The organism is Clostridia bacterium, assembly GCA_024653205.1.
Classification (GTDB): Bacteria; Bacillota; DSM-521; order Neomoorellales; family SLTJ01; genus JANLFO01.
The window spans coordinates 95,118-108,441 of the sequence record JANLFO010000002.1; the positions used below are offsets into that span (position 1 = coordinate 95,118).

The following is a 13,324-nucleotide window of genomic DNA, read 5'->3' on the forward strand; positions in this document are numbered from 1 at the left end:
AGCATATGCCGGAATTCCTCAAGTTCATAGAGGAAGATCTGCGCCAGGTGGAGGCCGAACTCGAGCGCCAGATTGCCGGTATCGGCATTCCGGTACTGGCCGAGGCCTCGGCCCACCTGCTGACGGCCGGCGGTAAGCGGTTGAGGCCTGCCCTGGCCCTTCTGGCGGGCAGGCTCTGCAATGCCTCCGTAAGGCGATTGCTTCCCCTGGCCGTAGCCCTGGAACTGATCCATATGGCCACTCTGGTTCACGACGACGTGGTAGACGAATCTCCCACGCGCCGGGGCCGGCCGACGGTAAGGGCCCGGTGGGGCGATCAACTCTCCCTGCACACGGGCGATTACCTCTTTGCCCGCTCCTTGGTGCTGGTGGCCCAGTACCAGGATCACCGGATAGCCTCCTCCCTGGCCCGGGTAAGCGTGAATATGTGCCAGGGCGAAATCCGGCAGATGGCCTCCGAGTATGATGTGCGCCAGGGCCTGAAGGATTATCTCTCCCGGATCAAGGCCAAGACCGCGCTCCTCATTTCCGCGAGCTGCGCCCTGGGCTCCCTGGTGGCGGGAGCGGCGGAGGAAGTGGCTAGAAGGCTGGGGGCCTACGGCTATTACCTGGGAATGGCCTTTCAGATTACGGACGACATCCTGGACCTGGTGGCCAGCGAAGAAGAGCTGGGTAAGCCGGTGGCCAGCGATTTGCGTCAAGGCATCCTTACGCTCCCTACGGTATACGCCCTGCGCTCGAGTTCCCGAAAGGAGGAACTGGCTGCGGTCATCTCCGGCCGGCACCTGGACGAGGGTGCCGTAACCCGGGTGCTGGAGCTGATCCGCGAATCCGGAGCCCTGGAGTTTTCCCGCCGAGTGGCCGCCAGGTATCTGGAGAAGGCGCGTCGGAAGCTGGAAGGCCTCCCCAAAGGTCAACCCCTGGAGGCACTCGTGGCGGTAGCCGATTTTGTAGGTCACAGGCGTTTCTGAGAGCGGTCGGGGGGAGCTATATGGTCTTTGCCCTGGACATCGGTACCAGGGTGGTCGTGGGGGTAGTGGTGGAGCCCGCACGGTCGGGTTGGCGGATCCGGGCCTCGGCCGTTGAAGAGCACGGTCAGAGGGCCATGCTGGACGGCCAGATACATGACGTTCTCGCAGTGGCGGAAACCATAGCCAGGGTCAAGTCGCGGCTGGAGAAAAGGCTCGGGAAGGAACTCAAGGAGGTGGCGGTGGCTGCGGCGGGCAGGGCACTGCGCACCCAACGGGCCCGTTCCGGGCAGCGGGTATCCACCACCAGACCGGTGGCCCGGGAGGAGGTACTGGCCCTGGAAATTGAGGCCGTCCAGGAAGCCCTGCGCCTCCTGGCCCGCAGCGACGCGGCCTGGAACGAGTACCATTGCGTGGGCTACAGCGTAGTGGGCTATTGGCTGGACGGCAGCGCCATCGGGAATCCGGTGGGCCAGCGGGCGAACACGATAGAGACGGAAGTGGTGGCCACCTTCCTGCCCCGGGTGGTTATTGATTCCCTGTACTCGGCGGTAGAACAGGCGGGGCTCACCGTGCAGAGCCTGACTCTGGAGCCCATTGCCGCCGGGTCCCTCGTGATCTCCCCCACCATGCGGCAGCTCAATCTCGCCCTGGTAGACGTGGGGGCCGGCACGTCCGACGTGGCCGTGGCGCGAGAGGGTGCCCTGGTAGCCTTCGGAATGGTGCCGCTGGCCGGGGATGAGGTGACCGAATGCCTGTGCCGCGAGTTGCTGGTGGACTTTTACGAGGGAGAAACGGTCAAGCGCCGTCTCCGCTGCGGCGGCGAGGTCACCTTCCGGGACGTGGTAGGCCAGACGCACACCCGGTCAGCCGGGGAACTGGTGGCCGTAATTGAGCCGACGGTGAGGGAAATCGCCCGCCATATTGCCGAGGAGATAATCGGTCTTAACGGCAAGGCGCCGCAGGCGGTGATTCTCATCGGTGGCGGCAGCCTCACCCCGGGCCTGTCCGAAGCCTTGGCCGGGTGGCTGGAACTCTCCCCCCAACGGGTGGCGGTGAGAGGATTGGAGGCCGTACCGCAGGTCTCCGGCGCCATTAAGGGCATTGAGCCGGCCCAGGCGATCACTGCCCTGGGCATAGCCCTGGCCACCCAGGGAAACCAGGTATTGGATTTTGCCCAGGTCCAGGTCAATCGCCGGCCCGTGCGACTGCTCAAGGGTGGGGGAGCCACGGTGGCGGATGCCCTGCTGGCTGCGGGCATCGGCCTGCGAGAGCTGTACGGCGGGGTGGGAAGGGGTCTGACCGTAGAGGTGAACGGCGAGCTGAGGCTCATAAGGGGAGGTATCGGCCGCCCGGCAACCATCACCGTAAACGGGCGGCCGGCCAATCTGGACAGCCCGGTCGGCTACGGAGACGCTGTTGAGGTGGGACTGCCCGAGCCGGGGGAGGAGCCCCGGGTTACCGTGGGTGAGCTCTTGCCTGACGGTACTGCCAAAACCGTATACCTTGAAGATCGGCCGGTTACCCTGCACCCCCGGGTGTGGATGAACGGGGTGGAAGTCGAGCCGGACACGGTGGTAACCGATAACGCGCGTATCACCTACGAGGACTATTCCACGGTGGAGGCTGTACTGCGTTACCTCAATCGGTCCTTGAGCGCCGGCGACAGGATCGTGGTCAACGGCCGGACGGCGGAACCGGGCCAGCCGATACGGGACGGCGATCGCCTCAACCTGGTTCCGGCTGCGGGGGACGCTCGGGAAGGCGAACAGGGCAAAGCAGAGACGCCTTCCCTGGCCGTCACCTTCAACGGGAAACCCTTGCAACTGCCCTTGCCCAAAACGGGTGAGCCCATGGTAATTGACGTATTGCGTTACGCCCGGGTGGATACCGATCCTCCGCCGGGGAAGACGGTACTGGTAGTAAGGCTGAACGGGCAAAGGGCGAACTTTACCGATCCTCTGAAGGATGGGGACGAGGTATTCGTCGGGTGGGAATAACCCGCGCCGGGAAAAGGGAGGTGTGAGCGATGGCAGTATGGCAATGCCGGCAGTGCGGCTACGAGAAGGATGCCCGATGCCGGCCGAAAAAATGTCCCGAATGCGGGGAAAAGGAGAGTTTTGGCCGGAAGGACGCCAAGCCGGGCAAGAAATAGGACCGCGCCGGGGAGGCATCGGGGCCCGAGTGCCCTCACCCATCAACCGGAGGCGGTGGCGTTCCCCCGGGTATCGCAGGCGCTAGGAGGGGCATATCTGGTTCCAAAGCCGACGCAGACGGCGACGGTAGGCACCGGGATCGCGAAGGGCCGCGCGGAAGGCCTCCAGCCGCCGGGGGAAGTGACGCCCGAGCAGGCGCTCGAGGTTCGTCACCGCCGAGGGATAGGGGTTGAGGGGGTCGTAGGAGACGGATTGCGCCCCGGCAGCATAAGCGGCTCTGATCAGCCTGGAAAGGTTCTCCGGAGTGTCCGTCAGTCCGGGTATGACCGGGGCCACGAAAATCCAGGTGCACACGCCACGGCGGGCGAGGGCCTGCAGGGCCCGCAGGCGGCAGGAGGTGGGCGGGGCTCCCGGTTCCAGCAGGCGTGCCAGGGCGTCATCGGCTGCGGTCAGGCTGAAGCCGACGCTAACCCGGGGCAGGCAGCTGATCAGATCGAGATCGCGAACCACCAGGTCGGATTTGGTGAGGATTCCGACCTCCAGCTCACTCTCTCTCAACAACTCCAGGCACTCGCGGGTCAGTCCGAATTTCTGCTCTGCCGGCTGATAGGCGTCGGTCACCGAGGCCAGCATCACACTGCCTCTCCGGGTACGCCGCAGTTCCCGGAGGAGGCAGGGCACAAAGTTGGTCTTCACCTCGACGAAGGTTCCCCAGCGCCGACCCTCCCCGGCCTGGCTTTTCATACCCGCCGCATAGCAATACAGGCACCCGTGGGTGCAGCCGGTATAGGGGTTGAGACAGTAGTCCACTCCGGGAATACGTGAGGGATTGAGGGCGGTTCGGCAGGTCTTCAGCCCTATTTCTATTCCCGGCAGAAACAGGCCGGGGTCGGGTCCCGGAGGCGGACGGTTGAGCACCGGAGGCGCCACTTCCCTTCGTGGGGAACGTTACCTCTTAGTTCCGGCTTGATCATAGCATTTATGTGCCCCGATTTCCACTTTCCCGGCATTCATTTCCCCGTTCCCCGCGCCGGCTCCGCGCTCACGCCTCGGCGGAAAACGTAAGCCGCAAGACCGGCGTCCCGCCCTTGGTTGACGGGCACGGCACGCCGAAATAGAATCAGGGCGGCGGTCCTTTCGGTCAGCCTGATAGGAAAGACCGAACATGGTGGAAAAGAGGGATCGGCAGGATGGACGGTCCCAAGTCTTATTATCCGGTTTGCCTCGATCTGGAGCACCGGAGGTGCCTGGTAGTAGGAGGCGGAAAGGTAGCCGAGCGAAGGGTGGTCGTCCTGCTGAAATGCGGGGCGGAGGTCGAGGTGGTGAGCCCCACCCTCACGCCCGAGCTGCAGGAGATGGCCGAGCGGGGGCAGATAGTATACCATCAGTGCGCCTTCCATGCGGCCATGTTGGAAGGAATGACGCTGGTGATAGCCGCCACCGACCATTCCGGGGTGAACGCCCAGGTAGCCCAGGAGGCGCGACGGCGCGGCTTGCTGGTGAACGTGGTGGACGAGCCCGAGCAGGGCAATTTTCTGGTGCCCGCTACCCTGAGGCAGGGGCCGCTGGTGGTAAGCGTTTCCACCAGCGGGCTGAGCCCCGTCCTGGCCCGCCGTATTCGGGACGAACTGGCCCGGGAGCTGGGTCCGGAATACGCCGAGTTGCTGTTGACCGTAGGCCGGTTAAGGCGCTGGCTGCGGGAAGAGGTTTCGGACGCTCGCGTCAGGCGGGAACTCTGGTTCAGACTGGTGGACAAGGAGCCTCTAGACCGGTTGTTGGCCGGTCGAAAGGAGCTGGAGCAGCGGGTGAGACAATGGACCTCCTCATGGCGGGCGTAAACCACCGTACCGCGCCGGTAGAGGTACGGGAAAAGCTGGCGCTGCCCCCCGGGCGGCTTCCTTTGGTCCTTGCCGGGCTTCGTGAAGGGCTGAGGGCTTCAGGGTGCGTGTGGCTTCAGACCTGCAACCGCACGGAGGCCTACGTCACCGTAGCCGCTGCCGAGGAGGCCGAGGAAATCCTGGTGGGTTTCCTGCGCGAGATCTGCGGGCTGCCGCTGGCGGAACTGCGACCCCTCCTCTACGTCAAGCGTTCGCGGGCGGTGGTAGATCACCTGTTTGGTGTGGCCTCCGGGCTGGACTCGATGCTCCTGGGGGAGACGGAAATCCTGGGCCAGGTGCGGCGGGCCCACGAGTGGGCTCGCGAACGCGGGTTTGCCGACCGGCTGCTGAATGCCCTTTTCCAACAGGCGGTCAGCGTGGGCAAGCGGGTCCGAACCGAGACCAGAATCGACCAGAACCCGGTTTCGGTGAGTTACGCCGCCGTCCAGATGGCGAGAAGGATCGTGGGTAGCCTGGAAGGCCGGACCGTACTGGTTATCGGGGCGGGCAAGATGGGATCGCTCACGGCCGCGCACCTGGTGGGGGCGGGAGTCCGGGCCGTCCTGGTGTCCAACCGATCCCACGAACGCGCGTTGCATCTGGCCGAGCGGCTGGGCGGAGAGGCCGTGCGTTTTGACCGGCTGCCTCAACACCTCGCCCGCGCGGACATAGTAATAAGCAGCACCGACGCCCCGCACCCGGTGGTTTGCCGGTCTGCCGTGGCCGGGGTGCTTTCCGAGCGGCAAGGCCGGCCTCTTGTCTTCATCGACATTGCCGTACCTCGAGACGTGGACCCCGCAGTGGCCGAATTGCCGGGAGTCTACCTTTATGACATCGACGACCTGGAGCAGGTGGTGGAAGACAGCCTGGCGCTGAGGCGGAGCCTGGCCGACCGGGCGCGGGGCATAGTGGGCGAGGAAGCAGACGCCTTCGCCACCTGGATGAAAACCCTTTCCGTGGTTCCCACCATAACCGCCCTAAAGAGAAAGGCCGAAGCCATACGGGATGCGGAGGTAAGGCGGGCGCTTAACCGTCTGGGGAAGGTGGATCCGCGGCAGGAGCGGATAATCACCCGGATGGCGTTTTCCATAGTAAGCCAGCTCCTTCACGACCCGGTGGTCAATCTCAAACGCCTGGCCGCCGAAGGGGACGGAGCGGCGTACGCCGAGGCCCTGCAGAGACTGTTCGCCCTATCCGACGAGGTCTCACCGGATGAGATCCCGGCGGGTGCGACCGGGCGGGAGACGGGAGGGCTCTGCCAGGCGGGGCTACCGAAGGGCGGGGCACAGGACGGTGGCTAGGAAGACGCGGATAACCATCGGTACCCGGGGCAGCGAGCTGGCCCGCCGGCAGGCGGACTACGTCGGCAGGGAACTCCTGCGATACTGGCCCGGCCTGGAGGTTAGCTTCAGGATCGTAAGGACCCGGGGCGACAAGCTTTCCGACGTGCCCCTGGCCAAGATAGGCGGCCGGGGCGTCTTCGTGAAGGAATTGGAGCAGGCGCTCCTGGCAGGCCAGGTAGACCTGGCGGTGCACAGTCTGAAGGACCTGCCCACCGAGCCTACCCCGGGGCTGATTCTGGCCGCGGTTACGGAAAGGGCCGACCCCAGGGATGCGCTGGTGTGCCCGGCCGGGTTAAAGTTCTCCGCCCTACCCCCGGGAGCGCGGCTGGGAACCGCCAGTCTTCGCCGCCAGGCCCAGCTCCGCCACTGGCGACCCGACCTGGTGCTGGAGGATCTCCGGGGAAACATACCTACACGCCTGCTCCGGATGCAGGAAAGGAGACTGGACGGAATAGTGGTGGCCGCGGCCGCCCTGGAACGACTGGGCCTCGCCGACCGGATCACCGAGTATCTCTCTCATGAAATCTGTCTTCCGGCGGCGGGCCAGGGAGCCCTGGCCCTACAGGCTCGGGCGGGGGACGAGGCCATCCTCGAGCTGGTGCGGCCCCTGCACCATGCGCCTACCGGCGCGGCGGTGACCGCCGAGAGGGCGTTCCTGGCCGCCCTCCAGGGCGGGTGCCAGGTACCCGCCGCGGCTCACGCCTACGTAGAGGAGGGGGCGCTTTACCTGGAGGGCCTGGTGGCCGGCGCCGACGGCCGGGAGCTAATCCGGGGAGAAAGGCACGGTGCCGTCCGAGATGCCGAGAGCCTGGGCCGGGCCTTGGCCGGGGAACTGCTGGCCAGGGGCGGGGAGGGAATCCTCGGCCGGATCCGTCCCTCGGGAGGTAAGGACATGGAATCGGGATAGTATACCTGGTAGGCGCGGGACCGGGCGATCCGGGTCTCCTTACCCTCAAGGGCCAGGCCTGCCTCAGGAAGGCTCAGGTAGTAGTGTACGATCGGCTGGTCAATCCTCAGCTCTTGCGGTTCGCCCCGCCGGAGGCGGAACTTATCTATGTCGGAAAAGAGCCGGGCACCAAGGCCTTTACCCAGGAGGATATCAACCGGCTGCTGGCGGACAAGGCCCGGCAGGGCAAGGTGGTGGTCAGGCTCAAGGGCGGGGACCCCTTTGTCTTCGGACGGGGAGGAGAAGAGGCCGAGGCTCTTGCCGCAAGCGGCATTCCCTTCCGGGTGGTGCCGGGAGTCACGGCCGCGGTGGCCGTGCCGGCCTACGCCGGGATACCCGTGACCCACCGCCGCTTCAACTCCGCCTTCTCCGTCCTGACGGGTCACCGGCAGGAAGGGGAGGATCCCGCGCTCGCGCCTCCCCCGGAGGGTGACGCCTGCGGCACCATGATATTCCTCATGGGCCGCCAGAACCTGGCCCGCATCTGTGCCCGGCTGCGGGACAAGGGGTTGGACCCGGACACGCCGGTGGCGGTAATCGAGCGCGGCACCACCTCCGACCAGCGTACGGTGGTGGGCAACCTGGCGAACATAGAAGAAGAGGTGGCCCGGACCGGGCTGTCGAACCCGGTGGTGACGGTGGTGGGCAGGGTGGTCGAACTGCGGCAGACCCTGGCCTGGAAGGAAAAGGAGCCGCTGTTCGGCCGACGCATCGTCGTCACCCGCGCCGCCTCCCAGGCCGAAGGCCTCCGTCTGGCCCTGGAGGACCTGGGAGCGGAGGTCCTGGAATTTCCCCTGCTGGAGGTCGCGCCCCCTTCGGATCCCCGGCCTTTAGAGCGGGCGGTAGAGCGGGCCGCGAGGGGAGGGTATGACTGGCTGGTGTTCACCAGCGCCAACGGGGTAGAGGCCTTCTTCGGTTGTCTTTTTGCCCGCGGCCGGGACGCCCGTAGCCTGGCCGCAACCAGGATCGCGGCCATCGGCCCGGCTACCGCCCGGGCATTGGGCTCGTTTGGGCTCCGACCCGAGGTTCTGCCGCCGGAGTACCGGGCGGAGGGCCTCCTGGCCGCCCTGGCGGAGCACGATCTGGCCGGGCGGCGGGTACTGCTTCCTCGGGCCGAGGTTGTGCGGCCGGTCTTGTCGCGGGGCCTGCGGGAAATGGGCGCCGTGGTAGAAGAAGTAACGGCCTACCGGACCGCACGCCCCCGGAACGATCCCGAGCAGCTTCGCCGGCTGTTGTCCGCGGGGAGGGTGCAGGCCGTTACCTTTACCAGCCCTTCGGCGGTAAAACACTACTGCGAGCTATTCGGGGACGAGGCTGCTTCCTTGCTGGGGGGAGCCGCAGTGGCCAGCATAGGGCCCGTAACGAGCGAGGCCGCGCGGGAATACGGGCTCAGGGTAGACGTCGAAGCCCGCCCGTACACCGCCGAAGGACTGGTCGGGGCCCTGGTGGAATACTTCAAGCGTTCCACATGATAAGGAAACGAGGGATCAACGGTGGGCTTTCCGGCAGTGCGCATGCGGCGGCTGCGGTCCCAGGCGGGACTCCGGCGGCTGGTAAGGGAGACCAGGCTGTCCGCAGATTGCCTGATCTATCCGCTCTTCGTGACGTACGGGCAAGGAGTGCGTGAGCCCATCCCCTCCCTGCCCGGGCAGTACCGCTACTCGGCGGACACCCTGTTAGAGGAGGCGGCGGAACTGGTGGCCCTGGGCCTAGGCGCGGTTCTCCTCTTCGGTATACCCGAGCGCAAGGATGCCCTGGGTACACAAGCCTGGGCGGAGGACGGGGTGGTCCAGCAGGCGGTTCGCGCTCTCAAACGTCACCATCCCGAATTGGTGGTCATCACCGACGTATGCCTGTGCGAGTACACCTCGCACGGGCACTGCGGGCTGGTGGACGGTCGGGAGGTGCTCAACGACCCCACCCTGGAGTTGCTGGGCCGGGTTGCCGTATCCCACGCCGAGGCGGGCGCAGACGTGGTGGCGCCCTCCGACATGATGGACGGCCGGGTCCAGGCCATCCGGGCCAAGCTCGACGCCTACCACTTCAACCACGTCCCCATCCTCTCCTACGCGGCCAAATACGCCTCTGCCTTTTACGGCCCCTTCCGCGAGGCGGCGGGCTCGGCCCCGCAGTTTGGCGACCGCTCCGGTTACCAGATGGATCCGGCCAACTCCCGGGAGGCGCTGAGGGAAATCGAGCTGGATCTGAAAGAGGGGGCGGACCTGGTGATGGTAAAGCCCGCCCTGGCTTACCTTGACGTATTGCGGCTCGCCCGGGACCGTTTTGCCTGCCCCCTGGGAGCCTATAACGTAAGCGGGGAGTACGCCATGATCAAGGCCGCCGCCGCCCGGGGGTGGCTGGACGAGCGCCGTACGGCAATGGAGGTGCTCACCGCCATCCGGCGTGCCGGCGCGGACTTCATAGTCACCTACTTTGCGAAGGACGCAGCCCGCTGGCTGGCGGAAGCCTAGGTGGGGAGGGAAGGGTTTGTCCGGTCGGTGCAGACAACGGTCGGTCGAACTGTTGGCCCGGGCCCGGGAGGTGATCCCCGGAGGGGTGAACAGCCCGGTGAGGGCCTACCGGGCGGTGGGAGGGGATCCGCCTTTCCTCCGCGCCGGCCAGGGCCAGTACGTTTTCGACGCGGACGGAAACCGTTATCTCGACTACGTGTGCTCCTGGGGCCCGCTCATCCTGGGTCACCGCCACCCCCGGGTAGTGGAGGCAGTCGAGCGGGCCCTGGAGGCAGGCACCACCTTCGGGGCACCTACGGAAGGGGAGGTGCTTCTGGCGGAAATGCTGGTGGAAGCCCTACCGGGACTGGAGATGGTTCGGCTGGTCAATTCCGGCACCGAGGCGGCCATGAGCGCCCTGCGGTTGGCCCGCGCCTACACCGGGCGTAGCAAGATAGTCAAATTTGAGGGCTGTTACCACGGCCATGCCGACCACCTGCTCGTCCGGGCGGGCTCCGGAGCCCTGACCCTGGGCGTGCCCACCAGCGCCGGGGTCCCGGAACCGGTAGCGGCGGATACGCTGGTCCTGCCCTTCAACGATACGGAGGCCTTGGCTGCAGCCTTTGACCGCTGGGGAGGGGAGATAGCCGCGGCCGTCGTGGAACCGGTTGCCGGCAACATGGGTTGCGTGCCGCCGGAGCCGGGATTTCTGGAAAGCCTGCGCCGGCTCACTCGGGAGAGCGGCAGCCTTCTCGTCTTTGACGAGGTGATTACGGGCTTCCGCCTCGGCTACGGGGGTGCACAGGAGCGCTACGGGGTCACCCCCGACCTTACCTGCCTGGGAAAGATCATCGGCGGGGGACTGCCGGTGGGAGCGTACGGCGGCAGGCGGGAAATAATGGAGCAGGTGGCCCCTCTGGGTCCGGTCTACCAGGCCGGCACCCTCTCCGGGAACCCTCTGGCCGTGGCCGCGGGAAGGGCCACGCTGACCGTGCTCCGCGAAACCGATCCCTATGCCGAGCTGGAACGCCGGGCCGGCCTGCTGGCGGCGGGATTGCAGGAGGCGGCGACCCGGGCTGGGGTGGAGGTCACGGTCAACCGCGCAGGCTCCATGCTCACCCTTTTCTTTCAGCCCGGTCCGGTAAGAGATGCCGCTTCCGCCGGCAGCTCCGATACCCGGCGCTTTGCCCGTTTCTTTCACTCCATGCTACAATCGGGAATCTACCTGCCTCCCAGCCAGTTTGAGTGCTGGTTCGTCTCCACCGCCCATACGGACGCGGATATCGAGCTAACCCTAGACTGCGCCCGCCGTGCCATGGCACGGCTGTAACGCTAGAGGTGGGCTCGCCGTAAGCCGCGGCGGGCCCAGTCTTGACGCGGAGCACGCGGGGTTTTAAACTGGGGCCAGGCCGGGTACTATTCACTCGGAATAACTGACGAGAGCGGGGACGAACAATGTTCGAGCTGGAGTTCTCAGGGCAGGTACACCGTAACCTTTCTGCCCCACTGCTGGTAGAGAGAGCTTTGGCCCGGGGTGAGGGGTTGCTCACCGCCTCCGGAGCCCTGCGCGTTTTTACCGGCAAGTACACGGGCCGTTCGCCGGAAGACAAGTACGTGGTGGACACCCCGGGAGTACATTCCGAAGTGTGGTGGGGCCCCAACCGGCCTATGGACGCGGATACGTACCGCCGGCTGCTGGGGCGTATGACCGCCTACCTGCAGGCCCGAGAGGTCTTCGTCTTTGACGGCTTCGTATGCGCCCGTCCCGAACACCGGTTCGCGCTGCGGGTCATAAACGAGCTGGCCTGGCAAAACCTCTTTGCCCGCCAGCTTTTCATCCGGCCGGACTCTCAAGAGCTGGCCGGACACCGTCCCGAGATCACGGTGGTGGCCGCACCCGGCTTCAAGGCGTCGCCGGAGGCAGACGGTACCCGTTCCCAAGCCTTTATCGTGCTCAACCTGGAGGAAAAGCTTGTTCTGATCGGCGGCACTTCCTATGCCGGGGAGATCAAGAAATCGGTATTCACCCTTTTGAATTACCTGCTGCCCGCCCGGGGCGTTACCCCCATGCACTGCTCCGCCAACATGGGCGACGATGGAGACGTGGCCCTCTTCTTCGGGCTTTCCGGCACCGGCAAGACCACGCTGTCCGCCGACCCCACGCGCCGGCTTATCGGCGACGACGAGCACGGCTGGTCCGACCAGGGCATCTTCAACTTCGAGGGCGGGTGCTACGCCAAGTGTATCGGTCTCTCCCGGGAAAAGGAGCCGCAGATCTGGGAGGCCATACGCTTCGGCGCGGTGCTGGAAAACGTGGTGGTGGACCCCGATACCCGGCAGCCGGATTACGGTGACGCCGGCGTTACCGAAAACACCCGGGCCGCCTACCCGCTGGAATTCATCCCCGGAGCGGTGATCCCCAGCGTGGGCGGGCATCCCCGTACCGTTATCTTCCTAACCGCGGACGCCTTCGGCGTGCTGCCTCCCATAGCCCGTCTCACCCCGGAGCAGGCCATGTTCCACTTCCTTTCCGGGTACACCAGCAAGCTGGCCGGTACCGAGCGGGGCATAACCGAGCCGGTGGCCACCTTTTCCGCCTGCTTTGGGGCTCCCTTCCTTCCCCGGGAGCCCATGGTCTACGCCCGGCTGCTGGGCGAAAGGATAAGAAGGCACGCCAGCCGCGTATACCTAGTCAATACCGGCTGGTCCGGAGGGCCGTACGGCGTGGGCCGGCGCCTGGATCTGGACCTTACCCGGGCCATGGTGCGGGCGGCCATCCGGGGGGATCTGGAGCAAGCAAGTTACGAGCCCGATCCGGTTTTCGGGCTGATGCTCCCCGGCGCCTGTCCGGGGGTGCCGTCCGAGGTTCTGCGGCCCTGGAACGTCTGGCCCGACAAGGACGCCTACTGGAAGCAGGCCCGGGAACTGGCAGCCCGGTTCCGGGAAAACTTCTCCCGCTTCCCTGCCGCACCGAAAGAGATCGGGGCAGCCGCTCCTTCGGGGGGTTAGGGGGAAAGCGGTCGTGAGGGAAACCGGGGAGAAGGAGGCATCGGTCCGGGCCATAATAGAGGAACTCTGCGTCGACGGCCGGAAGAAGCCGAGGGAACTGATTCCCTTTCTGCAGAAGGTACAGGCCCGTTTGGGATACGTGCCCGCAGAGGTGCTTCGCGAGGCGGCCGGGGTTTTCGGGGTTCCCGAGGTTGAAATGTACGCCGTGGCTACCTTCTACCACCAGTTCCGCCTTCAACCTCCGGGGGAACACCGGATCAAAGTCTGCCTGGGAACGGCCTGCCACCTTATGGGCGGACAGAGGATACTGGACTGGTTCGGCCGCCGTCTCGACGTACGCGAAGGGCAAACCACCGCCGACGGCAAGTTCACCCTGGAGCGGGTGGCCTGCGTGGGTTGCTGCGCGCTGGCGCCGGTGGTGGTGGTGGACGAGAAGGTTGAGGGAAAGGTTTCTCCTACCCGGGCGGACGGGATCCTGCTCTCCCTGGGTGTGAAGCCGGAGGCCATGAAACCCAAGCAGCCCGAATCCGCCTGATCTCCGGCCGAAGCGGCCTGACGGCACCGGCCCGAGGGGG

General features: G+C 65.9%; 12 protein-coding genes. 11 read left to right on the forward strand and 1 reads right to left on the reverse strand.

The genetic code is table 11. The features are described from left to right. The first annotated feature begins 5 nt into the window (after positions 1–5). From NUV99_01615 to NUV99_01625, 3 genes are read left to right on the forward strand one after another with little or no spacing between them, the layout of a single operon-like run. On the forward strand, positions 6–971 hold the full coding sequence (locus tag NUV99_01615) for a polyprenyl synthetase family protein (GenBank protein MCR4418836.1): 966 nt from the start codon (positions 6–8) through the stop codon (positions 969–971). Between the two features lie 20 nt (positions 972–991). Further along, a complete protein-coding gene (locus NUV99_01620) occupies positions 992–2,968 on the forward strand; it encodes a hypothetical protein (protein ID MCR4418837.1) in 1,977 nt (658 codons plus the stop codon). 29 nt (positions 2,969–2,997) lie between these two features. Beyond that, positions 2,998–3,123 carry a hypothetical protein gene (locus tag NUV99_01625; protein MCR4418838.1) on the forward strand — a complete coding sequence of 42 codons (126 nt, stop codon included), beginning with the start codon at positions 2,998–3,000 and terminating at the stop codon, positions 3,121–3,123. Positions 3,124–3,205: 82 nt separating this feature from the next. On the opposite strand, the gene NUV99_01630 is transcribed toward NUV99_01625, so the two are convergent. Then, complete coding sequence (locus NUV99_01630) at positions 3,206–4,042, reverse strand: radical SAM protein (GenBank protein MCR4418839.1); 837 nt, start codon at positions 4,040–4,042, stop codon at positions 3,206–3,208. A 272-nt stretch (positions 4,043–4,314) separates the two neighbouring features. Between NUV99_01630 and NUV99_01635 the strand changes: the two genes are divergently transcribed. From NUV99_01635 to nuoE, 8 genes are all read left to right on the forward strand, one after another. After that, positions 4,315–4,962: a bifunctional precorrin-2 dehydrogenase/sirohydrochlorin ferrochelatase gene (locus NUV99_01635; protein ID MCR4418840.1), complete on the forward strand. Its 648-nt coding sequence runs from the start codon at positions 4,315–4,317 to the stop codon at positions 4,960–4,962. Then, a complete protein-coding gene (gene hemA, locus NUV99_01640; protein MCR4418841.1) occupies positions 4,938–6,302 on the forward strand; it encodes a glutamyl-tRNA reductase in 1,365 nt (454 codons plus the stop codon). Before NUV99_01635 ends, hemA begins: the two co-directional genes overlap by 25 nt. After that, positions 6,295–7,251, forward strand: a complete 957-nt coding sequence (gene hemC / locus NUV99_01645; GenBank protein MCR4418842.1) for a hydroxymethylbilane synthase — start codon at positions 6,295–6,297, stop codon at positions 7,249–7,251. Before hemA ends, hemC begins: the two co-directional genes overlap by 8 nt. Next, a complete protein-coding gene (gene cobA, locus NUV99_01650; GenBank protein ID MCR4418843.1) occupies positions 7,242–8,762 on the forward strand; it encodes a uroporphyrinogen-III C-methyltransferase in 1,521 nt (506 codons plus the stop codon). The genes hemC and cobA overlap by 10 nt, the downstream gene beginning before the upstream one ends. A gap of 21 nt (positions 8,763–8,783) precedes the next feature. Beyond that, positions 8,784–9,761 carry a porphobilinogen synthase gene (gene hemB, locus NUV99_01655; GenBank protein ID MCR4418844.1) on the forward strand — a complete coding sequence of 326 codons (978 nt, stop codon included), beginning with the start codon at positions 8,784–8,786 and terminating at the stop codon, positions 9,759–9,761. A gap of 16 nt (positions 9,762–9,777) precedes the next feature. Beyond that, positions 9,778–11,070: a glutamate-1-semialdehyde 2,1-aminomutase gene (hemL, locus tag NUV99_01660; GenBank protein MCR4418845.1), complete on the forward strand. Its 1,293-nt coding sequence runs from the start codon at positions 9,778–9,780 to the stop codon at positions 11,068–11,070. Between the two features lie 125 nt (positions 11,071–11,195). After that, a complete protein-coding gene (gene pckA / locus NUV99_01665; GenBank protein MCR4418846.1) occupies positions 11,196–12,749 on the forward strand; it encodes a phosphoenolpyruvate carboxykinase (ATP) in 1,554 nt (517 codons plus the stop codon). 13 nt (positions 12,750–12,762) lie between these two features. Further along, positions 12,763–13,284 carry an NADH-quinone oxidoreductase subunit NuoE gene (gene nuoE / locus NUV99_01670; protein MCR4418847.1) on the forward strand — a complete coding sequence of 174 codons (522 nt, stop codon included), beginning with the start codon at positions 12,763–12,765 and terminating at the stop codon, positions 13,282–13,284. The last annotated feature ends 40 nt before the right edge of the window (positions 13,285–13,324 follow it).